This is a genomic window from Arthrobacter sp. TJ-217 (assembly GCF_058269255.1).
In genome coordinates this window covers 92,364-118,290 of record NZ_JBZCNJ010000008.1, presented here as the reverse complement: position 1 = coordinate 118,290, position 25,927 = coordinate 92,364, and the positions used below count along the sequence as shown (strand labels likewise).

General features: G+C 69.0%; 24 protein-coding genes. 13 read left to right on the top strand and 11 right to left on the bottom strand.

Annotated features, from left to right (window positions below; genetic code table 11):
- Position 1 precedes the first annotated feature (1 nt).
- Both AC4D2R_RS14515 and AC4D2R_RS14510 read left to right on the top strand, forming a co-directional pair.
- The gene (locus AC4D2R_RS14515) at positions 2–559 is read left to right on the top strand and encodes a CGNR zinc finger domain-containing protein (protein WP_490940821.1); all 558 of its coding nucleotides are present in this window, start codon (positions 2–4) and stop codon (positions 557–559) included.
- Positions 560–663: 104 nt separating this feature from the next.
- Complete coding sequence (locus AC4D2R_RS14510; RefSeq protein ID WP_490940819.1) at positions 664–1,470, top strand: YflT domain-containing protein; 807 nt, start codon at positions 664–666, stop codon at positions 1,468–1,470.
- Between the two features lie 112 nt (positions 1,471–1,582).
- Here AC4D2R_RS14510 and AC4D2R_RS14505 read toward each other — a convergent pair whose 3' ends face one another.
- Positions 1,583–3,145 (bottom strand): aminopeptidase P family protein, encoded by a 1,563-nt coding sequence (locus tag AC4D2R_RS14505; RefSeq protein WP_490940939.1) that lies wholly within the window; start codon positions 3,143–3,145, stop codon positions 1,583–1,585.
- Between the two features lie 181 nt (positions 3,146–3,326).
- On the opposite strand from AC4D2R_RS14505, the gene AC4D2R_RS14500 reads away from it, so the two are divergent.
- Positions 3,327–4,169 (top strand): PHP domain-containing protein, encoded by an 843-nt coding sequence (locus tag AC4D2R_RS14500; protein WP_490940817.1) that lies wholly within the window; start codon positions 3,327–3,329, stop codon positions 4,167–4,169.
- A gap of 43 nt (positions 4,170–4,212) precedes the next feature.
- On the opposite strand, the gene AC4D2R_RS14495 is transcribed toward AC4D2R_RS14500, so the two are convergent.
- The 3 genes from AC4D2R_RS14495 to AC4D2R_RS14485 form a co-directional block, all read right to left on the bottom strand.
- Positions 4,213–5,088 (bottom strand): DNA-methyltransferase, encoded by an 876-nt coding sequence (locus AC4D2R_RS14495; protein ID WP_490940815.1) that lies wholly within the window; start codon positions 5,086–5,088, stop codon positions 4,213–4,215.
- 6 nt (positions 5,089–5,094) lie between these two features.
- Positions 5,095–6,786 (bottom strand): DEAD/DEAH box helicase, encoded by a 1,692-nt coding sequence (locus tag AC4D2R_RS14490; protein ID WP_490940813.1) that lies wholly within the window; start codon positions 6,784–6,786, stop codon positions 5,095–5,097.
- A gap of 239 nt (positions 6,787–7,025) precedes the next feature.
- Positions 7,026–8,531, bottom strand: a complete 1,506-nt coding sequence (locus AC4D2R_RS14485; RefSeq protein WP_490940811.1) for an RNB domain-containing ribonuclease — start codon at positions 8,529–8,531, stop codon at positions 7,026–7,028.
- Positions 8,532–8,717: 186 nt separating this feature from the next.
- Between AC4D2R_RS14485 and AC4D2R_RS14480 the strand changes: the two genes are divergently transcribed.
- A complete protein-coding gene (locus AC4D2R_RS14480; protein WP_490940809.1) occupies positions 8,718–9,458 on the top strand; it encodes a ferritin-like fold-containing protein in 741 nt (246 codons plus the stop codon).
- 82 nt (positions 9,459–9,540) lie between these two features.
- On the opposite strand, the gene AC4D2R_RS14475 is transcribed toward AC4D2R_RS14480, so the two are convergent.
- Complete coding sequence (locus AC4D2R_RS14475) at positions 9,541–9,765, bottom strand: DUF3107 domain-containing protein (RefSeq protein WP_490940807.1); 225 nt, start codon at positions 9,763–9,765, stop codon at positions 9,541–9,543.
- A gap of 48 nt (positions 9,766–9,813) precedes the next feature.
- Complete coding sequence (locus tag AC4D2R_RS14470; RefSeq protein ID WP_490899625.1) at positions 9,814–10,434, bottom strand: TetR/AcrR family transcriptional regulator; 621 nt, start codon at positions 10,432–10,434, stop codon at positions 9,814–9,816.
- Between the two features lie 109 nt (positions 10,435–10,543).
- Between AC4D2R_RS14470 and moeB the strand changes: the two genes are divergently transcribed.
- Positions 10,544–11,737: a molybdopterin-synthase adenylyltransferase MoeB gene (moeB, locus tag AC4D2R_RS14465; protein ID WP_490940805.1), complete on the top strand. Its 1,194-nt coding sequence runs from the start codon at positions 10,544–10,546 to the stop codon at positions 11,735–11,737.
- An 83-nt stretch (positions 11,738–11,820) separates the two neighbouring features.
- On the opposite strand, the gene AC4D2R_RS14460 is transcribed toward moeB, so the two are convergent.
- Positions 11,821–13,209 carry a glutamyl-tRNA reductase gene (locus AC4D2R_RS14460; RefSeq protein ID WP_490940803.1) on the bottom strand — a complete coding sequence of 463 codons (1,389 nt, stop codon included), beginning with the start codon at positions 13,207–13,209 and terminating at the stop codon, positions 11,821–11,823.
- A gap of 182 nt (positions 13,210–13,391) precedes the next feature.
- Between AC4D2R_RS14460 and hemE the strand changes: the two genes are divergently transcribed.
- The 8 genes from hemE (at position 13,392) to hemL (ending at position 22,079) form a co-directional block, all read left to right on the top strand.
- Positions 13,392–14,453 carry a uroporphyrinogen decarboxylase gene (gene hemE, locus AC4D2R_RS14455; protein ID WP_490940801.1) on the top strand — a complete coding sequence of 354 codons (1,062 nt, stop codon included), beginning with the start codon at positions 13,392–13,394 and terminating at the stop codon, positions 14,451–14,453.
- A gap of 2 nt (positions 14,454–14,455) precedes the next feature.
- Positions 14,456–15,925 (top strand): protoporphyrinogen oxidase, encoded by a 1,470-nt coding sequence (gene hemG / locus AC4D2R_RS14450; RefSeq protein WP_490940799.1) that lies wholly within the window; start codon positions 14,456–14,458, stop codon positions 15,923–15,925.
- A gap of 85 nt (positions 15,926–16,010) precedes the next feature.
- Positions 16,011–16,739: a hydrogen peroxide-dependent heme synthase gene (gene hemQ / locus AC4D2R_RS14445; RefSeq protein ID WP_490899630.1), complete on the top strand. Its 729-nt coding sequence runs from the start codon at positions 16,011–16,013 to the stop codon at positions 16,737–16,739.
- Between the two features lie 47 nt (positions 16,740–16,786).
- Positions 16,787–17,941, top strand: coding sequence for a ferrochelatase (locus AC4D2R_RS14440; RefSeq protein WP_490940938.1), 1,155 nt, complete (start codon positions 16,787–16,789; stop codon positions 17,939–17,941).
- Positions 17,941–18,888 carry a hydroxymethylbilane synthase gene (gene hemC, locus AC4D2R_RS14435; protein ID WP_490940797.1) on the top strand — a complete coding sequence of 316 codons (948 nt, stop codon included), beginning with the start codon at positions 17,941–17,943 and terminating at the stop codon, positions 18,886–18,888. Before AC4D2R_RS14440 ends, hemC begins: the two co-directional genes overlap by 1 nt.
- 5 nt (positions 18,889–18,893) lie before the next feature.
- Positions 18,894–19,763 carry a uroporphyrinogen-III synthase gene (locus AC4D2R_RS14430; protein WP_490940795.1) on the top strand — a complete coding sequence of 290 codons (870 nt, stop codon included), beginning with the start codon at positions 18,894–18,896 and terminating at the stop codon, positions 19,761–19,763.
- Positions 19,760–20,746 carry a porphobilinogen synthase gene (gene hemB, locus AC4D2R_RS14425; RefSeq protein WP_490940793.1) on the top strand — a complete coding sequence of 329 codons (987 nt, stop codon included), beginning with the start codon at positions 19,760–19,762 and terminating at the stop codon, positions 20,744–20,746. The genes AC4D2R_RS14430 and hemB overlap by 4 nt, the downstream gene beginning before the upstream one ends.
- Positions 20,747–20,759: 13 nt before the next feature.
- A complete protein-coding gene (gene hemL, locus AC4D2R_RS14420; protein ID WP_490940791.1) occupies positions 20,760–22,079 on the top strand; it encodes a glutamate-1-semialdehyde 2,1-aminomutase in 1,320 nt (439 codons plus the stop codon).
- Between the two features lie 78 nt (positions 22,080–22,157).
- Here the strand turns inward: hemL and AC4D2R_RS14415 are convergent, their stop codons facing one another.
- The 4 genes from AC4D2R_RS14415 to AC4D2R_RS14400 form a co-directional block, all read right to left on the bottom strand.
- Positions 22,158–23,000, bottom strand: coding sequence for a MetQ/NlpA family ABC transporter substrate-binding protein (locus tag AC4D2R_RS14415; protein ID WP_490940789.1), 843 nt, complete (start codon positions 22,998–23,000; stop codon positions 22,158–22,160).
- 148 nt (positions 23,001–23,148) lie between these two features.
- On the bottom strand, positions 23,149–23,895 hold the full coding sequence (locus AC4D2R_RS14410) for a methionine ABC transporter permease (RefSeq protein ID WP_490940787.1): 747 nt from the start codon (positions 23,893–23,895) through the stop codon (positions 23,149–23,151).
- Positions 23,892–24,911, bottom strand: coding sequence for a methionine ABC transporter ATP-binding protein (locus AC4D2R_RS14405; protein ID WP_490940785.1), 1,020 nt, complete (start codon positions 24,909–24,911; stop codon positions 23,892–23,894). Before AC4D2R_RS14405 ends, AC4D2R_RS14410 begins: the two co-directional genes overlap by 4 nt.
- Before the next feature lie 224 nt (positions 24,912–25,135).
- Positions 25,136–25,888, bottom strand: a complete 753-nt coding sequence (locus tag AC4D2R_RS14400; protein WP_490940783.1) for a 3'-5' exonuclease — start codon at positions 25,886–25,888, stop codon at positions 25,136–25,138.
- Positions 25,889–25,927 lie beyond the last annotated feature (39 nt).

Here is a 25,927-nt window from a genome sequence, read left to right as displayed (position 1 = left end):
AATGCCCGCCAAGCAAGCACCGGGGTACAACAGCCCGCAGACACTTGAATGCGCCGAAGCGCTCGTCGCCCTGCTGAACACGCGCCCTCACGCGCGGTACGAAGAGTCCCTCGTGCCCGGGGCAGACTCCGAAGACATTCTGGGACGTTTCGCCGGCGGGAAGCACGCCGGGCCACCCGATCTGGATGCCGTCGGACGGCTTCGCGACGCGCTGTTCCGGACTCTGGATGAAGACCCGGCGGATCAGGAGCGCGCATGGTCGGAGGTGTCGGAACTGCTCAGCTCGGTGACCTTCAAGCGTGTGTTCACCCCCTCGGAGGTCCGGCTGCGGCCCGTCGCGGGCGACGCCGTTCTGGGAGGCATCGCAGCAGCGGTGCACACCCTCGTGGAGGCGAACGGCTGGTCGCGCCTGCGCGTGTGCCCGAACCACCTGTGCGACATGGCGTTCTACGACGCCACCCGGAGCCGCACGCAGAAATGGGACTCCTTCGAGACCTGTGGCAACAAGGCGAACGTCGCCGCCCACCGGGCGAGGCTGCGGGAGCGCGAAGGGAACTAGCAGCATTCGGTGGTCCGCAGGGACAGGGGGCAGGAGGACGCGGCACGAGTTCACTCCCAGCGATACTCCAGCGCGATGGGCCGGATGTGGTGAAGAATGGGCCCATGTCGAATCCTCTTGGACGCACACCCTCCCGCGATGAATCCCGCACGCTCCCGCGCGGTGAGACCGTGGGCCGGTACACCGCCTACCTCGACGCGCAAAAGGCCGTCGACTATCTGGCGGACAATAAGTTTCCCGTCGAACGGGTCTCGATCATCGGCAATGACATCAAGACAGTCGAGCGGGTCACCGGCCGGCTCAGCTACCCCCGCGTCGCGCTGGCCAGCGCCGCGACAGGCGCCTGGTTCGGCTTCTTCGTCGGACTCATCCTCACCCTCTTCGGGGGAAGTGAGCCCTACACGAGTCTGCTCTCCTCGATGGCGCTCGGCGCCGTCTTCTGGATGCTCTTCGGGGTGCTCACCTATGCGTTCCAGCGGGGCAAGCGCGACTTCACCTCCACCAGCCAGGTCGTCGCGACAAGCTACGACGTGATCGTTGACCCGACGGTCGCCGCCGACGCCCGCCGCAGGCTCCAGGACCTGCCCATGAACGGGCAGGCCCAGCACCCGGGCGGCGGCGCGGTCTGGGGACCTCCGCAGGGTGCCGCCGGGCAGCCGGAGGTCAGGCCCGAGGTTCCGCAGGACGCCCGGCCGGCCGTTCCGGCCGACGCAGCGCCGGGTGCCGAGGGGCCAGACGCGGAGCCGGAAGGACCGCGGCGCGGGCAGTTCCCCGACCTCCCCGACGGACGCCCGCAGTACGGCGTGCGGGTTGATGCTCCTGCACCTCCCCGCGCCGACCCCGGCTCCGAGCCCGAGGTCCGCCCCGAGCCCTCCGGCTCAACGCAGGTCCAGCCACCCAAGGACCGCTGACCGGCGCGGCCGGCGGCCAGAACCGAGCGCCGGCGACAAGCGGCCGAAACAGCGAAGTGCCCGGCACCGGGAAACGGTGCCGGGCACTTCGCTGTTGAAGGGATGTGGAAGGCTACTCGCCGGTGGGGCTGTAGATTCCCGCCATCCAGGCTTCGACGTCGTCAGGATCGCGGGGGAGCGCGGCGCTGAGGTTGACGGGGCCATCCGCAGTGATGAGGATGTCGTCTTCAATCCGCACGCCGATTCCGCGGTACTCCTCGGGAACCGAAAGGTCTTCTGCCTTGAAGTAGAGCCCGGGTTCAATGGTGAACACCATGCCTTCGGTGATGACCCCGTCGAGGTACAGCTCCCTCCGGGCCTGGGCGCAGTCGTGGACATCCATGCCGAGGTGGTGGCTCGTGCCGTGGGGCATCCACCGCCGGTGCTGCTGGCCCTCGGAGGAGAGGACCTGCTCAAGCGGTGCGGGCAGCAGGTTCCATTCGTTGAGCCGCTCGGCCAGGACGGTCACCGCGGCAGTATGCACGTCGCGGAACTTCCGCCCCGGCTGGGCTGCGGCGAATCCCGCGTCGGCGGCCTCGAGCACGGCCATGTAGACCCGGCGCTGCACCTCGGAGTACGTGCCGTTGACCGGGATGGTGCGCGTGACGTCGGCGGTGTAGAGGCTTTCCGCTTCGACGCCGGCGTCGAGAAGCAGCAGGTCACCGGCGTCGACGCGGCCGTTGTTGCGGATCCAGTGGAGCACCGTCGCATTGTTCCCTGAGGCTGCGATCGTGTCGTAGCCGAGGTCGTTGCCCTCCTCCCGGGCGCGTGCGAAAAACGCACCCTCTACGACGCGCTCGCCCCGCGGGTGGGAGATCGCCCGCGGGAGCTGGCGGACCACTTCATGGAAGCCGTTGACCGTCGCGGCGACCGCCGTGCGGAGCTGCTCAATCTCCCATTCGTCCTTGATCAGGCGCAGCTCCGAGAGGGCCTCGGCGAGCTTGGCATCGAGCGCGTCGGACTTCTCCAGGTCGACGCCGGTGTTGATGCGGGAGGTGTCCACGAGCGCGTCGACGTTGAAGTCGACCTCGCGCAGCAGGCGGATGCTCCGCCCCCCGATCTGCGGCACTCCGGCGTCCTTGGTGATCGCGGTCTCGAGCTCGGCGAGGTCCGCGGTATCGAGGGCGAGCTGGGCTCCGAGCTGGGCGCGGGAGGGGCGCGGGCCAATCCAGAACTCTCCGTACCGCGCATTGGCGTAGAACTCCGCGCTGTCGCGGCCGGCGAGCTCACGGAAATACAGGGTGGCGACGTGGTTTCCGCCGTCGTCGCCCGTGCCGTTCTCGACGGGCTCCATGACCAGCACCCCCTCGGGCTCGTGGTCGAGCCCAAGACCGGTGAGGTGCGCGAATCCCGAGTGGGGGCGGAAGCGGTAGTCGGTGTCGTTCGAGCGCACTTTCAGCGGGCCCGCGGGCACGACGAGGCGTTCACCCGGGAACTGCTCGGAGATGGCCCTGCGCCGCCGGGCCGCGAAGGACGCCACGGGCGCCATTTCCGGCAGTTCGGAGGCATCGGCGGCCCAACTCGAGGCCATGAAGGCCTTGAAGGCATCCGAATCCGGGCGCTGCGACCGGTTTTCATTGCGGCTGGATAGGGGCTGCTCTTCGGGGGTCACCGGGGTGGCATCGGGTTCGGTCATTGGCGCTTTCGGGTTCTCTGCTGTAGTCACCCGATCATCGTCTCACCGGTCCCTCGGGCGGCCAAACATTTGGGCGCGGGGCCGCACCCCGGGGCTCCGCGGGCCAAATGCCGCGGCGGATCCGGCCCGCTGCGGGTGCCCGGGTGCGTTGCCCCTTTGTGCAAGGGCGTAGATTGGGGTGGTGAGAATTGACCTGCACACGCACTCAAACATCTCCGACGGCACCGAAGATCCCGCGGAGCTGATTGAGTCGGCGCATCGGGCCGGGCTCGATGCCGTGGCGCTGACCGACCACGATTCGACCGGTGGCTGGAACGCCGCCGCCGCGCGCGCCGAGGCCCTCGGGGTGACCTTCGTCCCCGGTATGGAAGTCTCCTGCCAGACCGACACCGGGATCAGCGTCCACGTCCTGTCCTACCTTCACGACCCGGAGCACCCGGGCCTGCGTGCCGAGATCGAACGCTCCCGCACCGCACGCCGGACCCGGGCCCGCCGGATGGTTGAACTCCTGTCCGAAGACTTTCCGATCTCATGGGACCTCGTCCAGGAGCACCTCAGCGACGGCGCCACGGTGGGGCGTCCGCACATCGCCGACGCCCTGGTGGCGCTGAAGGCGGTGCCCACACGCAGCGAGGCGTTCGAGAAGATCCTCACAGTGCGTTCAAAGTACTGGGTGGGGCACTACGCGCCGCCGCCCGCCGAGGCTGTCGAGCTGATCCGCCTCGCCGGAGGGGTTCCGGTGTTCGCCCACCCCTGCGCCTCCAACCGGGGCAGGGTGGTGGGAAACCCCGTGTTCAACGACATGATCGACGCCGGGCTCCTCGGGCTGGAGATCGACCACCGCGACAACCCCGAGCCTTCACGGATCGAACTGCACCGGATCGCCGCCCGGCACGACCTCTTGGTGACAGGGTCCAGCGACTATCACGGGACGGGCAAACCCAACCGGCTGGGCGAGAACCTCACCCACCCCGACGCGCTCGCGCGAATTGCCGAACGCGCCACCGGCCGCGCCCTGCGCTGACCGGACGACGGGCTGGGCAAAGCTGCGCCCGGTCCGGGTGCGCTCAGGCCGGCGTGCGCCCGGCCTCGGCTCCGCAGAACGCGGCGAGCCGGGTGCGCATGACCGCCACCGCCTGCGGGTTCTGGTCAACGCAGACGAACCTGCGGCCGAGTTTCCCCGCAACGGCGCCGAGCGTCCCGGAGCCTGCGAAAAAGTCGAGCACCCAGTCGCCCTCGCGGCTGCTGGCTGCGACGGCGCGCCGCAGGAGCCCCTCCGGTTTCTGCGTCGGGTATCCCGTCTTTTCCCGACCGGTGGGGGAGACGATCGTGTGCCACCACACGTCCGTTGGCAGCTTGCCCAGCGCCGCCTTCTCGGGCGTCACGAGCCCGGGCGCCATGTACGGCTCGCGGTCCACTTCCGCACTGTCGAAGTGGTAGCGCTCAGGGTTCTTCACGTACACCAGGATGTTGTCGTGCTTCGCGGGCCACTTCCGCTTGGCCCGGGCGCCGTAGTCGTACGCCCAGATGATCTCGTTGAGGAAGCATTCCCGCCCAAACAGGGCGTCGAGCATCACCTTGGCGTAGTGGACTTCCCGGTAGTCGAGGTGCAGGTAGAGCGTCCCCTCGTCGGAGAGGAGCCGCCAGGCCTCGACGAGGCGCGGTGCGAGGAACTCCCAGTAATCCTCGAACGCGTCGTCATAGCTTGCGAGCATCCCCTTGACGGTGGAGTAGCTCATGCCCTTGAACCCGACCCGGTCGCCGGTTCCGGGCTCGCTGCGCACCATCGTTGTCTGCTGCCGCCGCTGGGCCCGCCCCGTGTTGAAGGGCGGGTCCACGTAGACCATCGCGAACGAGGCATCGGGCAGCGTTGGAAGGTAGTCGGCGTTGTCTGCGTAGACCACGAGGTTGTCGCCGTCCGGGGTCCAGACAGGTACCGTCATTGCCGCCTAGTCCTCCGTGCCGCCGGCGGGCTTGGCAACGACCTCGCCGTTGCGCCTGCGCGTGCGGCTGCGGCGGGGCCGCTCGGGAGAGGTGCCTGCCGCGGCGGGAGCCTCGGTGCCGCTGTCGGATCCGGCGGCAGCCGGACGACGGCGTCGGCTGCCGGCGGCGTCGGACTGTCCGCGCGGTTCAGGGTTGTCCGATCGGCCCGCGCCGGAGCGGGACCGCGAACGGCCGGAGCGGCCGCTGCCGCCGCGTGAATCGTCGCCGCGGCCCGCCGAGGAGGCACCGCCCGTGCGGCCCTTCTTGCCGGTTTCGCCGAGGTCCTCAAGCACCTCCGCGTCGATTCCGGCGAGTTTGCGGGCATTGCGCGGAAGCCGGCCCTTGGTTCCCTCGGGGATGTCAAGGTCCGTGAAAAGGTGCGGCGAGGAGGAGTAGGTTTCAACCGGCTCGGGCGAGTTCAGCCCCAGGGCCTTGTTGATCAGGCCCCAGCGGGGGACGTCGTCCCAGTCGACGAAGGTGACGGCTGTGCCCTTCTTGCCGGCCCGGCCGGTGCGTCCGACACGGTGCAGGTAGGCCTTTTCGTCCTCGGGGCACTGGTAGTTGATCACGTGGGTGATGTCTTCGACATCGATGCCGCGCGCGGCGACCTCGGTGGCCACCAGGACATCGATCTTGTCGCCGCGGAAGGCACGGAGCGCCTGCTCGCGGGCGCCCTGTCCAAGGTCGCCGTGGATGGCGCCGGCGGCGAAGCCTCGGTCGATCAGCTCCTCGGAAAGCTTTGCTGCGGTGCGCTTGGTCTTGGTGAAGATGATGGTGCGTCCACGGCCGCGGGCCTGCAGGATCCGCGCCACAACCTCGGCCTTGTCGAGGTTGTGGGCCCGGTAGATGACCTGGCGGATGTCCTTCTTGGTGATCCCCTCGTCCTCGGGATCGGCCGCCCGGATGTGCGTGGGCTGCGTCATGTAGCGGCGGGCCATGGCGATGACGGGGCCGGGCATCGTCGCGGAGAACAGCAGGGTCTGGCGCACCGGGGGCGTGGCGGCGATCAGGGTTTCGACGTCGGGCAGGAAGCCGAGGTCGAGCATCTCGTCGGCCTCGTCGAGGACGACGGTCTTGACGTTCTTGAGCACCAGAAGCTTCTGGCGGTGCAGGTCGATCAGGCGGCCCGGCGTTCCCACAACGATCTCGACGCCGCGCTGCAGTGCCTCGATCTGGGGCTCGTAGGCCCTTCCGCCGTAGATGGTGACAATCCGCGCGTTGCGCTTCTTCGCCGCGGTTGTGAGGTCGCCGGCGACCTGCACGGCCAGCTCGCGCGTCGGGACGATGACGAGCGCCTGGGGGGCCCCGGGCACCGGCAGCTTCTCGTAGCCGGCGTCGTCGGGGCCGACAACCCGCTGCAGGGCGGGAATGCCGAAGCCGAGCGTCTTGCCGGTTCCGGTCTTCGCTTGGCCGATGATGTCGTGCCCGCCCAGGGCGATCGACAGCGTCATCGCCTGGATGGGGAAGGGGTGGAGAATGCCGGCGTCGGCGAGCGACTCGACGATGTCCGGGCGCACGTTGAAGTCGGCGAAGGTTTCGGGGACCTCCTTGTGCGGCTCCTCGGTGGTGACGAGGCTTTCTTCGACGTCGATTGCGTCGTCGCTGTTGTCCGCCTGAAGGTGCAGGGGCTCAGCGTTCGGGGTGTTCGGAGTGTTCAATTAGGTACCGTTCAATTAGGCCCGGCGGCAACCAAGGCTCGACGGCGGCTGAAGGATTGGGTCCAGCTCGGAGCACATTGGAGGCACAGGGCGTCCAGTGGAAGCCGATCGCGGGCTTGCAACTGCGTGCCGGCTGGGCGTTGAGGGCCAGCGCCGGCGGAACTACTCGGGATCGAGGAGGTACTGCGGGTCATCGGTGATTGGCGATAACGACCGGGCATCCATTAATACCGTCAAGTCTACCTTGCCGAGCGGCTCGCCTCGGGCGGTGCTGTCTCAACGCCGGGCGCGCCGTCGAGTTCGAAGCGCACGGTGCGGCGCAGGATGTCCGCCTCGACGAGCCGGACACGTACGCGCATGCCTGCCGTGAGCACCCCGAAGCATTTCGCCTCAATGGGCGGCTGGATCAGCTGGACCGTTCCGGTGGGGCGTGTTTTCGCCGAAGCGTCGCCGTTGCTTGGCTTCGACCCGGTGAGCACAACGGCATCGAAGACACTCCCGACCCGGTCATTCAGCAGGGCGGCCTCGACGGCGTCGACGGCGCCGGATTCGAGCCGGGAGGCGATTGTGTTCGAGGCGGCCATCAGGGCGCTCAGTTCCGGCAGCGCTTCGCGGACCCACCCGGGTACCTCCTCTCCGGCGCACAGCGCCTCGCAGGTGACGAGAACGAACCGATCGACGAGGCGCCGCAGCGGTGCGGTGGTGTGCGCGTAGGGGGCGGCAATGGCCGACTGGGTCACGGCGTCGGGCACGTCGCCGTCGAACGCGGTGTAGCCGGCGCCGCGGAACAGGGAAGCTGCGGCATGCATCAGGGCGAGCTGTTCGGGGTGGTCGGTGTTCAGGCTGCGCAGGAACTCCCCGTAGGCAATGTCCGCCGGCCACGGCGCACCGCACGCACTGGCCTGGCTGCGGAACTTCGATAGGGCGGCATCGTCGGGGGCCGGCAGGGTACGGAGGATACCGATCCCGCCGTCGAGCATGATCTGCGCCGCCGCCATGCCGGTCATGAGCGAGATCTGGGCGTTCCAGTCCTCCGAGGGCAGCGATGGCGCGGTGAGGAGCGTGTAGCGGCCCTTTTCGAAACCGATCTCCTGGGCAGGAAGGTTCAGGCTGGCTCCTCCGCGCTGGAGTTCCAGGTCGATGCGTCTGGTGCCGACCTCCCGCAGCAGCAGCAGCCCGTCGGAGGCCGTGCCCGAGCGAAGCTGCTCCTCGACCTGTGCGTAGGTCAGCTGTGCCCGGCTCATCACCGTTGCGCGCCGGACGGTGGCCAAGGAGACGTGAGCGGCGGCGTCGAGGTCGAACTCCCAGACGTACGCGCCGCGGCGCCGCTCCGGGAGCAGGCTCGCGGCGTCTTCGGAAATCTCCTCGGGATGCAGCGAGATGCGCCCGTCGGGGGCGTAGATCGTCTGGCCCCGCCGCCGCGCCTCGGTATCAACGGCACCGCCGGGTTCAACGAATCCGGGGACGTCGGCGATGGCGTACCAGACCTTGTACCCGGCGCCGGCCCGCTCCAGGTGCACGGCCTGGTCGAGGTCGGTGGAGCCGGGGGGATCGATGGTGATGAAGGGAAGATCCGTGAGGTCCTCGGCCGGCAGTTCGTAGGCGGCCACGGCCTGCCGGGCTTCGCGGGTGACCTCCGGCGGAAAGTCCTCGCTCAGTTCGAGGTCATCGCGCAGAGCGCTGAGCGCTTGGGTGAGGTGATGATGCGAAGCGCTGTTCCTGATTTCAAGATGCGTAAACGGCACACGCTCACCGTAATACACGCACCCGCCTACCGGCAGGGAGGCCCGCTGCGCCGCTACGCCGGTGTGCCGGTCCCGCGCAGGGACGTCAGCGCCTTTTCCACACGCCGCGCCCGCGTCTCGTCGGCCTTCGCCTGTGAAGGACAGCGTGAGGCCTGCGCGGGCCGCGCTTTCTGTACTGTTAGGAGAATGAGCAACCGCGCTAACGAAGGCGTCAATTCCGGCACGGAAACCGCCGGATCACCCCCGAACCCGGCAGCGCCGGCCGATGAGCGCGTGGAGGATCCGCGGTACGCCCGGTTCATTGCCGACCTCCTGGGGGTTATCGCCTACGGCGAGCTTTCAGGCTTTGAACGGCTTTCCTCCGATGCGCGCTTCTCACCGACCCTTGCCGACCGCGCAAGCATCGGCAGGCTTGCCGTCCAGGAATTCGAGCACTTCGAACTCGTCAGCAGCCACCTCGCCGCCCTGGGGGTCGAGGTTGAAGAGGCGATGGCGCCCTTCCAGTCGTCGGTTGACGCGTTCCACGAACGGACCCGGCCGGCCGACTGGTACGAGTCGCTGATGAAGGCGTACGTCATCGATTCGATTTCGGGAGATTTCTACCGTGCCCTCGCGGACCGGCTCGATCCCGCCACCCGCGACCTGATCGGACGGATCGAGGCCGACGACGGAACGCCCCTGCTTCACCGCAGGCTCAAGCAGGCGCTGGGCGACGACCCGCGCCTTGCGTCGCGTCTGGCCCTGTGGGGCAGGCGGCTTGTGGGGGAGGCGCTGACGCAGGCGCAGCGGATCGGGATCGAGCGCGAATTCCTCGGGGGGCTGCTCTTCGCCGATACGGCCGACCACGTCGAGCACACCACGGCGCTGTTCGCGCAGCTCACCCGGAACCATTCACGCCGGATGGGAGCGCTCGGCCTCACCGCCTGAGCGGTGAGGGGGTGTGTCCCGGGACGGGGACCGCCGCAGCGGCGGGCGGCCCCCGTCGGAACCAACAGGCAACTCCGCCGGGCTAGAGCGCCCCGAAGCCTACGCGGCGCTGTTCCTCTGCACCGATCTCCACGTACCCGAGCACGCTCGAGGGAACGATGACCCTGCGGCCCTTGTTGTCGGTCAGGCGCAGCTCGGCGCCGCCGTTCATTGCCTGCGCCACCGTCTCGGCGATCGCATCCGCGGGTTCCGAGGACTCAAGCAGAATCTCCCTGTTGACGTGCTGAATACCGATTCTTACTTCCACGGCGGATGCCTCCTGTGTTGTTAACCAATGAGCTCTTGGAAACCTACTCTAGATTTCCTTGGGGAACCGGCTGATTCCGCGCCAAGCTAAACGGTAGATGAGCTCGCTTGCCGAATCGATGTCGAGGCTGCCGTCGGTCTCAAGCCAAAAGCGGGCACTGATTTGCGCCATACCGGCCAGCGCACGGCCCAGCAGGGTGGCCTCGACCTCGGACAGCTGGGTGTCTTCGGCGATGACGCCGGCGATTTCGGCGGCGAAGTGCGCGTTGAACTCCTCGAGCCGGCTGCTGACATCGGGGTCGTTGCTGACATCGGATTCAAAGACCAGCCGGTGAGCCCGGCTGTCCTGGGCGATGAACTTGAAGTACGCGCGCATCGTTGCCTGGACGCGGAGCTTGTTGTCGTCAGTGGACCGCAGCGCCTCGAGCAGCAGGGCCGTCAGCTCAGCGAGATGGCTGTCAAGCAGGGCGAGGTAAAGTTCCCGCTTCCCCGGGAAATGCTGGTACAGCACCGGCTTGCTCACCTTGGCCGCTTCGGCGATATCGTCCATCGCGGCGCCGTGGAAGCCGTGAACGACGAACACTTCGTGGGCGGCATTGAGCAGCTGGCGCCGGCGTTCGTTCCGCGGCAGCCGCAGGGCCTTTCCGCCCGATGATGCTTCTGCGCTCACTTCCTGCAACCCTCTGTTCCTTGGTGTCGTCGGGTTCAGTTTACCTATGAAGCGCTGCAGCGCCCCCGTACGGCTGGCAGGGGCGGCGGCACGGGCATACATTGAGTGCATGAGCGCTCCCCATTCCGCCGCCGCGCAGGCCGAGGCAGCCGCCCTTCCGGCGCTCGTCGAACCGTTCCCGGAGCTGACGCGCGAAGAGACCGAGCGGTACTCCCGCCACCTCACGCTCCCCGAGTTCGGCAGCGAGGCCCAGCGGCGGCTCAAGAACGCGAAGGTGCTGGTGATCGGCGCCGGCGGTCTCGGTTCGCCCGTGCTGCTCTACCTGGCCGCCGCCGGGGTTGGCACCCTCGGGGTGGTCGACGACGACGTGGTTGACACTTCGAACCTGCAGCGGCAGGTGATCCATGGGGTGGGCGACGTCGGCGGCCTCAAGGCCGAGTCCGCCGAACGCAGCATCCGGTCGGTCAACCCGCTGGTGGAGGTTGTGCTGCATCCGCTGCGCCTCGACACCGGGAACGCGCTCGAGGTGTTTTCCGGGTACGACCTCGTGATCGACGGGACCGACAACTTCGCAACCCGCTACCTTGTCAACGACGCTGCCTCGCTGCTGGGCAAGCCCTACGTCTGGGGGTCGATCCTGCGCTTCGACGGCCAGGTGAGCGTCTTCTGGGACAGGCATGGGCCCAGCTACCGCGACCTCTACCCGGAGGCGCCGCCCCCGGGAACCGTCCCCTCCTGCGCCGAGGGCGGAGTTCTGGGCGTCCTTTGCGGGCAGATCGGCTCGGTGATGGCGAATGAGGCGATCAAGCTGATCACCGGGATCGGCAGGACCCTGCTGGGCCGGGTTCTTGTCTTTGACGCCCTGCGCATGTCCTGGCGGGAGCTCAAGGTGCGCCGGGACCCCGAGCGGGAGCCGGTGCGGGAGCTCCAGGACTACGAGGCCTTCTGCGGCACCGGAACGACGGGCGGCGCGCCGCCGTCAATCAGCGTCACCGAGCTCGCCGGGCTGTTGGGGCGCCGGCGCAGGGGAGAGGCCGACTTCGACCTTCTCGATGTCCGCGAGCCCGGCGAGTACGAGATCGTGAGGATCGACGGTGCCGAACTCGTTCCGAAGGACCGCATCCTCTCGGGCAGCTACACCCCGGATCCGACGCGGACCGCGTACCTCCACTGCAAGTCGGGGGCGCGCTCGGCCGAAACGGTCCGCCAGCTCCGGGCGCGCGGGTTCGACACGGTGTTCGACGTCGAGGGCGGAATCCTCGAGTGGGTTCGGCGGATCGAACCGGACAAACCCGTCTACTGACGATACTTTTCGGCCGCGTCGCCGCGCGGTCCTGCCCGGGCCGGGCCAATTTTCGCCGGCCGGGAAAGGCCGGGGGCGAGGAGTCAGGCCGAGGCTGCCGGGGGTTCGTGGACGACCGGGCACTGGATGCCGTCCTGCATCGCCTGTGCGTGCCCGGGGTGCCCGGAGCCGTGCGGCGCATCGGCAGCGCGCAGGGGCGCTGCGGGAGCCTCGGCCGCCGGCTTCACGTCGAGGCCGTACAGGGCTTCAAGGCCCGCAAGGTAGTCGTCCTGCCTGCCGTCGGCCGCGAGTTCCCGTGCCCGCACCGTGGGGACGTGGAGCAGTTGGCGGACCATGCGGCGAAGGGCGAACTCGACTTCCTCGGCGGCAGCGGTGCAGCCGTGCTGGGCGCGCACCCGCTCCATCTCGGCGTCGAGGACCTGCTGGGTATGCTTGCGCAGCGCAACGATCGCCGAGTCCATCGCACGGGTTGTCTGCTGCTGCTGGAAGTTCTGTGCGGCCTCCTGCACCAGGTCGCTCGCCTGGCGCAGCGTGTCGGCCTGCTCTGCGGGGGCTGCGAGCCGCACCGATTCGAGGGTGAGCAGTTCGACGTTCGGAACGGTGGCCACGGCCGGATCGAAGTCGTGGCTCAGGGCCAGGTCCACGACGACCAGGGGCTTGTCAGAGCCGCTGCGGATGGTCTCGAGCTCCGAGGCTTCGATGCGGGCGTCGGAACCACTGCAGCCGATGATCACGTCCGCCCCGCGCATGGCTTCCGGCAGTTCCGCGGCGCTCAGTGCCTTTCCGCCGCGGGAGGAAACGAAGGCCTCGGCACGGCCGGAGGAGGAGAAGACCGAAATGTCGGTGCAGTGCTTTTCGTTGAGCAACGCCATGGTCGCGCCGGCGTAGGCGCCGGTTCCGAACAGGACAACCTTGCGGTCCGACCAGTCGGTGCTTCCGGAGATGTCTCCGGCAAGCTCAAGGGCCACCGACACGATGGAGCGGCCGTGGCTGCCGAGGATTGTCTGCGCGCCGACGTCCTTGGCGGTCCGTGACGCCGCCTGGAACAGGCGGACCAGACCGCCGCTGGCGGCACCCGAGGCCTGCGCTTCGATCAGGGCCCGGCGCACCTGACCGGCGATCTCGCGCTCGCCGACCACCGCCGAGTCGAGTCCGGCCCCCACGGCGAAGAGGTGTTTGGCGACGGATTCGCCGGTCTTTGTAACAAAGGATGAGGAGACCGAGGATTCGGGAATCCCGGCGTAGCTGCTGATCGCGGAGATCACCGATGAGCGGGCCGCCTCGACGTCTTCCTCGGAGGGAGCCTCGCAGTAGATTTCGAACCGGTTGCAGGTGGCGAGGACAACCGCTCCGGAGACGGCGGTTCCTTCGGCGAGCACGGCTGAGGGGACCTGGGGTGCTCCGACGCTGAGGCGGGCAACAGTTTCCAGATCCACATTCGAGTGTGTCGCAACAAGAGATAGTAAAACCACGGCGTGTTCAGCATACCGAGGTCGTGCCCGCTGGAGGTAATAGGCACACCTTACCCAAAAACCGGAATCCGCTTGATTCCGCGGGAGAACTCGGCTTCTGTCCGGGCGTGATTTTGGTTACCCGCCCCGGTGCCCGCCGCTGCGGGTTAACGATCGGCGGCGATCTTCGGCAGAATCAAGGTATGACCCTTGGAGCAACCCACCCGCTGGTGGACGGCCGAACCTCGAATTCCGCCCTCGTGGCGGCCTACCGCGGCAGGAAACCCCACCGCCGGCCCGTCTGGTTCATGCGCCAGGCCGGGCGGTCGCTTCCCGAGTATCGGGAGCTGCGCACCGGCACGGCGATGCTTGACGCCTGCCTCGATCCGGCAATGGCCTCGGAGATCACGCTTCAGCCCGTCCGGCGCCACGGCGTCGACGCCGCAATCTTCTTCTCCGACATCGTCATTCCGCTCAAGCTTGCAGGCGTCGACGTCGACATCGTTCCGGGCGTCGGCCCGGTGCTCGGCTCCCCGGTGCGAACCGCGGCCGATGTGGCGGCCCTCCCTGTGCTCACCGAGGAATCCCTTGAACCGATCCGCCAGGCGGTCGCGCTTACCGTCGCTGAGCTCGGCTCAACGCCGCTGATCGGCTTTGCCGGGGCCCCCTTCACCCTCGCCGCCTACATGGTCGAGGGCAAGCCCTCACGGGACCACCTCGGCCCGCGCACGATGATGCACGCCGACCCCGGCACCTGGCACGCGCTCGCCGACTGGGCTGCCGACGCATCCGGGAAGTTCCTGCGGGCGCAGCTTGAGGCGGGAGCCAGTGCCGCCCAGCTCTTCGATTCCTGGGCCGGTTCACTGGGCCTCGAGGACTACGAGCGGCATGCGGCGCCGGCGTCCACGCGCGCGCTCGACCACGTCCGGGGCCTTGGCGCACCGCTGATCCACTTCGGGACCGGGACCTCCGACCTGCTCGTGGCGATGCGCGACGTCGGGGTGGACGTAATCGGGGTCGACTACAGGCTCCCGCTCGACGAGGCCAACAAGCGTCTGGGCGGCACCGTGCCGCTGCAGGGCAACATCGATCCCGCGCTGCTGAGCGCCCCCTGGCCGGTGCTCGAGCGGCATGTGCGCGCGGTGCTCGAGGCCGGAAGCGTCGCACCCGGGCACGTGGTGAACCTCGGGCACGGCGTTCCGCCGGAAACGGACCCGGATGTCCTCACCCGGGTCGTTCAGCTCATCCACTCGGTGGAGCCGTAACCGTGCCGCAGGGCGGCCCCGACGCCGTTGTCGTCGGAGGCGGAATCGCAGGGCTTGTTGCAGCACGTATCCTCCTGCTGCGGGGCGCGTCGGTGACGGTCCTTGAGAAGGCGGGGGAGTTCGGCGGCTGCGTTGGTGCGCACGAGCTCGGCGGGTTCCGCCTCGACAGCGGGGCCGAGTCGTTCTCCACGAGGTCGAGCACTGTGCCCGACCTCGCCGCCGCCCTCGGACTGGCGGACCGGATTGTCTCCCCTGAGGGCCCGGGGGCCTGGGTGCAGCTGCAGGGCAAGGATCTGCAGCGAAGCGCCCAGCCGCTGCCGAGCTCAGGGATCCTCGGCATCCCGGCCGATCCCGCCGACGCCCAGACGGTTGCGGCAATCGGCCGAGCCGGAGCGCTGCGCGCCTCCCTTGACCGGGTCCTGCCGCTGGGGTCGCTTGCCACCCGCCCCGCTGTGAGCCTCGGCGAGCTGGTCCGCACCCGGATGGGCGACGAGGTGCTCAACCGGCTCGTGGCGCCCGTGGCCGGCGGGGTGTTCTCGGCCGACCCCGACACCCTCGACGTCGACTCCGTTGCGCCGGGGCTGCGCGCCGCAATGGCCCGCCTGGGGTCGCTGGGTGCTGCGGCCGGCGCGCTGCGGCAGGCCGCACCGGCAGGTTCGGCGGTGGCCGGCCTCCGCGGTGGCATGTTGGTGCTGCGCGACGCCCTGGTCCATGCGCTCACTGATGCGGGGGCTGACCTGCGCACCGGTGAGACAGTCGGCGGCCTTCGGCGCTCACCCTCCGGCGGCTGGGCGGTGTCGACCGAGCACTCGACCCTGCAGCGGAGCATCACCGCCGCGGCGGTGGTCCTCGCCACGGAGGGGCCGGCTGCCGTTGACCTGCTCGCCGGCGAACTTCCACGGCTCGCCGCAGAACGACCCGCCTCGGTTCCCGGAGTCGCCCTGGTGACGCTGGTGGTCGACGTGCCCGAACTGGATGCCTCCCCGCGCGGCACCGGTGTCCTCGTCGCGCGGGGCATCAACGGCGTGAGCGCGAAGGCGTTGACCCATGCGACGGCAAAGTGGAAGTGGCTGCGCGACCAGGCCGGACCCGGCTCGCACGTGCTGCGGCTTTCCTTCGGCAGGGCCGGCGGGAGCCCGGGTGAGGCAGGTCCGGAAACCGGCGACGAGGCGCTTTTCGAACTCGCGCTCGCCGACGCGTCGACACTGCTCGGCGTCCCCATCGGCCGTTCCGACGTCGTCGACTGGGACGTCGTGCGCTGGGCCGGAGCCCTTCCGCATGCGGCCGTGGGCCACCGTGAAAAGGTGGCGCGCATCCGGGCCGCTGCGGCGGAGGCGGGCATGCTCGAACTCACCGGCGCCTGGCTTTCGGGAACGGGCCTCGTGGCAGTGATCGACGACGCCACAGTGCGCGCCGAGGCGCTCGCGGACCGCCTTGGACTGCCGCCGCTGCCCGAGCGCGCCGCCCCCTGATGCGATAAGGTGAGACAACCTACTTCTACAGTGCGTAGAAGTTGGGAATTTCGGATTGAATCGGCGCAGGAGGCAGACTAGTAGCATGACCGAGCTAACCGGCGACACCCTATCCACAGCCCCCGCCCAGGACTCCCGGGAAACCGGTGAAGCCGAAGCGCCCGAGGAGCTGTTCTTCACCCTGTGGACGGTCTTCAAGCGGGCCGCCGCGGCCCCCGGTGCCTCCGCCCATTCCCTTGAGGACGTTCTCGGCTCCTTCGAGGAGTCGGGGGTGACCCTCCGCGGCTTCTACGACGTCTCGGGCATGCGCGGCGACGCCGACGTCATGGTGTGGCTGCACGGCCCCCGTGCCGAGGACCTGCAGGCAGCGGTCCGCCACATCCGCCGCTCCGAAGTCTTCGCCGAGACCGAGATCGCCTGGTCCGCCATGGGCGTCCACCGCGACGCCGAATTTTCCCGGAGCCATGTGCCCGCCTATGCCCGCGGCGTCGCCCCAGCGGAATGGGTCTGCGTCTACCCGTTCGTGCGCTCCTACGACTGGTACATCCTGCCCACCGAGGAACGCCGCGAGATGCTCTACGACCACGGCATGAAGGGCCGCCAGTACCCGCAGGTCATCTCCAACACCGTTTCCTCCTTCGCGCTGGGCGACTGGGAATGGATCCTCGCGCTCGAAGCGCCCGACCTCGTCGACCTTGTGGACCTCATGCGCCACCTGCGCGAAACCGAGGCCCGCCGCCACGTTCGCGAGGAGATCCCGTTCTACACGGGACGCCGCATCAGCCCCAACGAAATCGCAGAGGTGCTCCAGTGACAGCCCAGGCGTTCAACCCGCTCGACGGCGTCGACGAATCCGGCCGCATGGCACCGAAGGACTACGACGCGATCGTCCTCGCCTCCTTCGGCGGGCCCGAGGGCCAGGACGACGTCATCCCCTTCCTCCGCAACGTGACGCGCGGGCGCGGCATCCCCGATGAACGGCTCGAAGAGGTTTCCCACCACTACCGCGCCTTCGGCGGCGTCAGCCCGATCAACAGCCAGAACCGGGCGCTGCGCGCGGCAATGGAGGCCGAACTGCGCCGGCGCGGCATCGACCTGCCCGTGTACTGGGGAAACCGCAACTGGGCCCCGTTCATCGCCGACACCCTCCAGGAGGCATACGACGCCGGCCACCGCCGCGTCCTTGCCGTCACCACCAGCGCCTACTCCTCCTACTCGAGCTGCAGGCAGTACCGCGAAGACCTCGGGATGGCCCTGATCGAGGCCGGGCTGGAAGGCCGCCTCGAGGTGGACAAGGTCAGGCAGTACTTCGACCATCCCGGATTCGTCGAGCCCTTCGTCGAGGGCGTCACGAACGGGCTCGCAGCTGTGCGCGCCGGCCTCGCCGCACGCAACGAGGGTGATGCCCCGGTGCACATCATGTTCGCCACCCACTCCATTCCGACCGGCGACGCCGACGCGTCGGGCCCGCGCGACGCCGAGGGTGGCCCGGCGTACGAGGACGGCGCCTATGTGGCACAACACCTCGCGACCGCGCAGGCAGTTCTCGACCGCGTTCCCGAAGCCGCCGGCGTCGAATGGTCGCTTGTCTACCAGTCCCGCTCCGGCGCCCCGCACATCCCCTGGCTCGAACCCGACATCAACGACGCCCTCCGCGACCGCGCTGAAACCGGGGTGAAGGGTGTCGTCATCGTTCCCCTCGGCTTTGTCAGCGACCACATGGAGGTCGCCTGGGACCTCGACACCGAGGCCCTTGAAACCTGCGCCGAGCTCGGGCTTGTCGCCGACCGGGTGCCGACCCCGGGCACGCACGAGAAGTTCGTCGCGGGCCTGATCGACCTCGTCTCCGAGCGCACGGTCAGCAATAACATCACCGACCGGCCCGCCGCCACCGCGCTGGGCCCCTGGTTCGATGTGTGCCGGCCCAACTGCTGCGCGAACCGGCGGGGCGAAAAACCAACAATCGCGGCAGTGGACTCCACCGTGGGAACCGCGCTGCCCAACCCCGGAGCCTGATGAACGCCTCAATCCGCGTCGGAACCCGCGGCAGCGCCCTGGCGCTGACCCAGACCACCACCGTGGCGGAGCGGATCTCCGAACTGGCCGGTGAGCAGTACGAGCTTGTGCGCGTCCGCACCGACGGCGACGTCCTGAAGGGCCCCCTGTCCCAGATCGGCGGCACGGGTGTCTTCGTCGTCGCCCTGCGCGAGGCGCTCCTCGACGGGCGCTGCGACCTCGCCGTCCACTCGCTCAAGGACCTCCCCACCACACCCGCTCCCGGACTGACGGTGGCCGCCGTCCCCGAGCGTGCCGATTTCCGCGACGCGCTGTGCGCCCGCGACGGCCTGACCCTCGCCACCCTGCCCGACGGCGCGAAGGTCGGCACCGGCTCGCCGCGCCGCGCCGCGCAGCTCAAGGCCGCGCGGCCGGGACTTGAGATCGTCGACATCCGCGGCAACGTCGACACCCGTCTGGGACGCGTGGCGGGCCTCGTCGACGGCGCCCCCGGCGACCTGGACGCCGTCGTCCTGGCCTCGGCGGGCCTGCACCGCCTCGGGCGGCAGGCGGCGATCACTGAACTCATCGATCCTGCGGTGATGCTCCCGGCCCCCGGCCAGGGAGCGCTTGCGGTCGAGCGCCGGCTCGGTGAACCCGACGGGCCCCTCTCCGCGGCGCTTGCCGCCTACGACCACGCGGAGACCCGGGCGGCAGTCACGGCGGAGCGGGCGGTGCTGCTGCAGCTCGAGGCCGGATGCGCCGCACCGATCGGCGCTCTTGCGGAAGTGCGCGGGGGAGTGCTGCGCCTCGAAGCCGTTGTGTGCAGCCCGGACGGACGGACGATCCTGCGGCGTGCCGGATCCACTCCCGACACGGGCCCCGAGGGCGCGGCACGGCTCGGCGTCCTCCTGGCCGAAGAGCTCCTTGAGGCGGGAGCTGCGCGGATTGCTCCCCTGAGCAGCTGACCGTCGTGCCTCAACACCCGGACAGCGGCGACCTGGACGGCATGCAGGTGGTCCTCCTGCGTGCCCCGGAGCGGTGCGCGGGAATGGCCGCCGAGCTCGAGCGGCGGGGCGCGGCACCCCTGGTGCTGCAGTTGATCGACTTCGAGGAGCCCGAGGACCCGGCTCCGCTCGAGGCGGCGCTCGGGGCGCTCTCCGCAGGCGGGTATGCCTGGCTGATCGTCACAAGTGCCACGACCGTGGCCTCGCTGAAGCTTGCCGCGTCCCGCCGCGGGCATCCGCTGTCCGCCGCGGTGGGAGCAGGAGTCTCCGTCGCGGCAGTCGGTGACGCAACCCGCCGGGCCCTGGCCGGAGAAGGCATTCCGGTGGCCCTGGTTCCGCCGGGTGAGGAATCCTCCCTCGGGTTGATCAGCGCCATGCCCGACGGGCCCGGAGCGGTGCTGCTGCCCCAGGCCGCGATCGCCGACGATGTCCTTGCCGACGGCCTCGCCGCCAAGGGGCTGCAGGTGAGCCGCGTCGATGCCTACCGGACCGTCGATTACCCGGCGGACCCGTCCCGGCGCCTCCCTTCCCGGCCCGCGCCGGCCGGTCTCCGCCTGATCGACACCGCACGGTTCCGCGACCTTGCCGCACAGGGCAGCGTCGACGCTGTCGTGCTGACCTCCCCGAGCACCGTCCGCCGGTTCTGCGCCGTGCTCCCCGACGCTGCCGGGTTCCACGTCGTCGCCATTGGTTCACGCACCGCAGCCGAAGCCGCCGGCATGGGCCTGGTCGTCGGTGCCACGGCGGCCGCCCCGACCCCGCGCGGAGTCGCCGACGCCGTGCGCGCCGCGGCCGAGACCACACGTCCACCCTCACCGAATGGAGTTCCACAATGAGCTTTCCCCAGCACCGGCCGCGCCGTCTGCGGGCCACCCCCGCGCTGCGTCGGCTTGCGGCGGAGCACCGTGTCAGCGCCTCGGACCTGATCCTTCCCGCCTTCATCCGCGAGGGCCTCTCGGAGCCCTCGCCGATTGCCTCGATGCCCGGAGTGCTCCAGCACACCACCGATTCGCTGCGGCGGGCCGCAGCCGAGGCCGTGGAACGCGGCGTCGGCGGGATCATGCTCTTTGGCATCCCCGCGCACCGCGACGCGACCGGAAGCGCGGGCCTCGACCCCGACGGTGTGCTCAACCGCGCCATCGCCGACGTCCGCTCCGAGGTGGGCGACGACCTCGTGGTCATGAGCGACGTCTGCCTCGACGAGTTCACCGACCACGGCCACTGCGGAGTGCTCGCCGACGACGGAACCGTCGATAACGATGCGACCCTGGCCGTCTACGCGCAGATGGCCGTGGCGCAGGCCGACGCCGGAGCGCACGTCCTTGGTCCCTCCGGCATGATGGACGGGCAGGTCGCCGTCATCCGCCAGGCCCTCGACGAAGCCGGCCACACGACCACGGGGGTGCTTGCCTACGCCGCCAAGTACGCGAGCGCCTTCTACGGCCCCTTCCGCGAAGCCGTCGACTCCCAGCTCAAGGGCGACCGCCGCACGTACCAGATGGATGCCGCGAACCGGCGCGAGGCCCTTCTCGAGGTGGAACTCGACCTCGAGGAAGGAGCGGACATGGTCATGGTCAAACCCGCGATGAGCTACCTTGACATCCTCGCCGACGTGGCCGCGATGTCCCCGGTCCCGGTGGCCGCCTACCAGGTCTCCGGCGAGTACGCGATGATCGAGGCTGCGGCGGCCAATGGCTGGATCGACCGCCGGCGTGCCATCGAGGAATCGGTCCTTGGCATCAAGCGGGCCGGGGCCAACATCGTCCTCACCTACTGGGCCTCGGAGCTTGCGCTCTGGCTCAACGAAACCCCGAGCTGAAGGAAACCCAACAATGAGCACTTCCGAAGAACTCTATGAGCGTGCCCGCGGCCTGATGCCCGGCGGCGTCAACTCCCCGGTGCGCGCCTTCGGATCGGTTGGCGGCACTCCGCGGTTCCTCGTCGACGCACACGGGGCCCACGTGACCGACGCGGACGGGAAGGACTACGTCGACCTCGTCTGCTCATGGGGTCCCGCCCTCCTTGGGCACTCCCACCCCGCGGTGATTGAGGCGGTCCACCGCGCGGTCGACCACGGGCTGACCTTCGGCGCCTCAACGCCCGCCGAGGCGGACCTCGCCCAGCTCGTGAAGGAACGGGTGCCGGCTGTCGAGCTGCTCCGGATGGTCTCAACCGGAACCGAAGCAACAATGACCGCAGTCCGCCTCGCCCGCGGCTTCACCGGCCGCAACCTGATCATCAAGTTCGCCGGCTGCTACCACGGCCATGTGGACAGCCTCCTTGCCGCCGCCGGTTCCGGCGTCGCGACCCTCGCCCTGCCCGGATCGGCAGGCGTGACCGAGGCGACGACCGCCGAGACCCTCGTGCTTCCCTACAACGACGTCGCCGCCGTCGAGGAAGCCTTCCGGGAGCACGGCGAAAACATCGCCGCCGTCATCACGGAGGCCGCGCCCGCCAACATGGGCGTCGTGACTCCGCAGGACGGGTTCAACGCGTTCCTGTCACGGATCACCACCGAACACGGCGCGCTGTTCATCGTTGACGAGGTCATGACCGGGTTCCGCACCCACCGCGGCGGGTACTGGCGGCTGACGGGCGGGGCCCCCGACGCCGCCGACCCGTGGACGCCGGACCTGCTGACCTTCGGCAAGGTGATCGGCGGCGGCATTCCCGCTGCTGCCCTCGGCGGCCGGGCGGACGTCATGAACCACCTCGCACCCCTCGGGCCGGTCTACCAGGCCGGCACGCTCTCGGGCAACCCGCTCGCGATGGCCGCCGGGGTCGCCACGCTGACGGCCGCGACCGACGACGTGTACCGCCACGTGGACGCCCGGTCCCTCGAACTCTCCACCGCCCTGTCCGAGGAGCTCGGCCGGGCCGGGGTCGACCACTCGATCCAGCGGGCGGGAAACCTCTTCAGCGTTGCCTTCGGCACCTCCGAGCGGGGCGTCAGCAACTATGCCGATGCCCAGGCCCAGGAGGCGTTCCGCTACGGCCCGTTCTTCCACTCGATGCTCGACTCGGGGGTCTACCTCCCGCCGTCGGTCTTCGAGGCGTGGTTCCTCTCCGCGGCCCACGACGACGCCGCGATGGACAGGGTCTTTGCGGCGCTTCCGGACGCCGCCAAGGCAGCAGCAGCCGCCCAGCCTTAAAGAACAGATCCACTGCGCAGTAATGACGGCCCCAGGAGGGTTTTTCCTGTCATTACTGCGCAGTGGATTGTCTTGGGGCTAGAACGCGGCGGTTACGTCTCCGCTTGGCCACTGCTCCTCGATGAAGGTGCGCACCTCGGGGGAGTGGAGCAGCTCCTCGAGCTTCTCGATCCGGGCGTCACCCTCCGACGCCGTGTTCCAGGCGAGGAAGTTGGCGTACGGGTTGCCCTCGGTTGATTCGACGATGAGCGCGTCCTCGGTGCTCAGCCCGGCATCGAGGATGTAGTTGCCGTTGATGATCGCCAGGTCGACGCTCGGATCCTTGACGTCGTTGAGGAGAAGCTCCGGCTGGTTCTCGATGAACTCGAACTTGCGGGGATTCTGTTCCTCGGTCAGGTTGAGCACCGAGGCGTCCTCGGCGATGTCTTCAAGCAGGCCCTCCTCCGCGAGCAGGGTAAGCGCGCGGGCCTGGTTCGAGGGATCGTTGGTAATCGCGATGCGGGCGCCGTCGGGAAGCGCCGCGACGTCCTTATGCTTCTCGGAGAACGCCGCGTACGGTTCGATGTGCACGCCTTCCCCATGGGAGAACTCGTAGCCCTGGCCCTCGACCTGCTGCTCGAAGTAGGGGAGGTGCTGGAAGTAGTTGGCGTCAAGGTCGCCGTCGCGGAGGGCGATGTTCGGCGTCGTGTAGTCATCGAATTCGACGATGTCGAGGTCGATGCCGCTGCCCTCCGCGAGGTTCTCGTCAACGAATTCAAGGATGCGTGCATGCGGCTGGGGGCTGGCACCGACGGTGACGGTGGCAGGCTTGGCGGGGTCGAGCGACTCGGTGACTTCGGCTTCGGCCGTGGCGCCGCCGCAGGAGGAAAGGGCGAGGGACGCGGCGATGCCGGCCGTGGCGATTGAGAGTAGTTTGCGCACGAAGAACGTGTCCTTTCAGGTGCCCGGCGCCCGAAGGGCCGGAAGTGGGGCAGCTAGCGGCTACTGGCTGCCGTCCGCGCCCTCCCGGAAAAAGCACCGGGGCAAGGCGGGAATACTTAGGTGGCGCGGGCCGGCCGCGCCGTCCTGGTCAGAGCGCGGTGTCCGGCTGGCGGAGCCCCGCCCGGCGCCGACGCCCGGACCCGGCGGTCGCGGCGGTGCGGTGGTCGAACCGGGCCGCCGCGCTGTCGCCCACCCGCTGGATGAGCTGAACAATCAGCACGATGATGACGATGATGACCACCATGACGGTTGTGTCGAAACGCTGAAGGCCGTAGTTGTAGGCGAGGCGCCCGAGCCCCCCGCCGCCGATGATTCCGGCCATCGCCGAGTACCCGACTAGGGTGACGAGCGTCGTGGTGCAGGCGGCGATGAGGCCGGGGAGGGCCTCCCGGAGCAGGACCTTGGTGACGACCTGCATGCGCGTCGAACCCATGACCAGCGCGGCGTCGACCTTGCCGGCGCCGACCTCCCGCAGGCTCGTCTCAACGAGGCGGGCGAAGAACGGGATGGTGCCGATGCTCAGCGACACCGAGGCTGCGACGGGGCCGATCGACGTTCCGGTGAGCAGCCGCGCGAGCGGGATGAGGGACACCATGAGGATCGCGAACGGGACGGACCGGGTGATGTTGACGATGACGTCCGACATCAGGCGGTGGACGACCGGAAGCGGGCGGAGGCCTTCGGGAGCGCTCGTGTGAAGGAACACGCCAAGGGGCAGCCCGATCAGTACGGTGAAGAACCCTCCGATGGACACCATCTGGATTGTCGCCATGAACTCTTCGGGCAGGGCCCGGGTGATGCCTGGATTGTTTGCGAGCTCTTCGAGGAAGTTCATGCCGCAACCTCCACAGCGACGCCGCGTGCGCGCAGGTGTGCGACGACGTCGTCCACCGGCAGCAGGTGCGGCTCACCAGGGGCGCTGCCCGTGGCCGATCCGGCAGGTTTCAGTTCAACGCGCAGCCGGCCGAACCGCTCGCCGGCCAGTTTTTCCACGCTTCCGGCGAGAAGCGTGATGTCGAGCGAGAACCGCCGCGCCAGGTCGGAGAGGACCGGGTCGGACCCGCCCTCGCCCGAGGTGAGCAGCTCAAGCTCCGGCCAGCCGGTGACGGCGTCGCGGGCGGGAAGGGGGAGCAGCGCCTGCATGAGCTTTCCGTTGAGGGATCCGGCGAGGTCGCGGAGCTGGCCGTGTTCGGCGATGCGCCCGTTCTCGAGCAGTGAGACCGAATCGCACACCTTCTTCACGACGTTCATCTCATGGGTGATGATCAACACGGTCAGCCCGAGCGTGTCCGAAAGGTCGCGGATGAGTTCGAGGATGCCCTCGGTGGTGGCCGGGTCGAGGGCGGAGGTCGGTTCATCGCACAGCAGGACCTCGGGATCGGCGGCAAGTGCCCGCGCGATCCCCACCCGCTGCTTCTGCCCGCCCGAGAGCTGCGAGGGGTAGGCGCCGGCGAAACCCTCGAGCCCGACAAGGCCGAGCAGGCGCGAGACCTTCGCCTCGATCTCGGTCTTCGGGGTCCGGATAAGTTCAAGGGGGTGGGCAACGTTCCCGGCGGCGGTGCGCGAGTCAAGGAGGTTTGCGTGCTGGAAGACCATGCCGATCTGGCGCCGGGCGCTCCGGATTTCGGAGTTGCCGACCCGCGTCAGGTCCCGACCGTTGATTGACACCGACCCCGACGTCGGGCGGTCAAGGAGGGTCAGGCAGCGCACCAGCGTCGACTTTCCCGCACCAGAGTGGCCGATGATGCCGTGGATCGAACCGCGGGGGACCTCGAGGCTGACGCCATCGAGGGCAGCGATGGTGCGGTCACCCTGACGGTAAGTCTTGCGCAGGTCGGTGACGGTGATCATAGGTCCTCAGTATTGGGTCTGCGGGAAGGTGCGGGGGAGGTGCGGAAAAGCACGGCCTCATCGTTGCACGCATGGAGAAACCGGCTGAAATTGTGTGCGTTGCGTCACCTGCAGAACGCACGAAAGGCGTAAAGAAAGGTAATGATTCCGCCGCGGTATTGCTTCACCGGCAGCGGCAATGCCCCAATTCCGTTGCTTTTGGAGCGGCGGCGGTCCGCCGCCGGCTACGCCCCGATCAGGGCCGCTTGGATGCCCCCGTGGCCGGCGCCCGCACCCGTGTTGGCCGCATCGGCGGCCCCGAGGACGGGCCATTCGCCCTCGACAATTGCCGCGGGATCCGAGCGCCGTAGGTACTCCTCGAGGCTTTGGGCCTGCCGGGCCGCCCACGTCACCTGCGACTCATGCAGTTCGGTTGCCGGGCGGCACAGCGTGGGAAAGCGTGAAGCGAGCGCGTCGGCTACCCGCAACGTGGCGGCGACGTCGGCCGCGGAGGTGTGCGCATTCTCGAACCCGATCCCGTAGTGGTCGCACATTGCGGTCAGGGTGCGTTTGCCGGGCCGGTACCGGTCGGCGTGCTTGTCCATCACATAGGGATCAAGCACGAGCCTCGGGTGCGGGGTCGGCACCCCGTGCCGGATGCCTTCCCGGGCCAGGACGGTGAAGTCGTAGCGCGCGTTGAAGGCAAGAACCGGCATGTCCGCATCGAACAGCCGGTGGAGCACGCTGCTGATCTGTTCGACGGCAACGGCCGGTGGAAGTCCGTGGGCCCGGGCGTGCTCGGTGTCGACGCCGTGGATCGCGGCCGCTTCGTCGGGGATGACGACTCCCGGGTCGGCGAGCCACTCATGGTGTTCAAGAACGCTTCCCGCGCCGTCCACCACAAGAATCGACGCAGTCACAATGCGTGCCTCCCGAGGATCACGTCCGGTGGTTTCGAGATCGAACGCCGCGCGGGGAAGACTGTGCCAACTGCTCATGGGGCAACGCTAACCGGGCCCGACGACATTTCCCGGGAG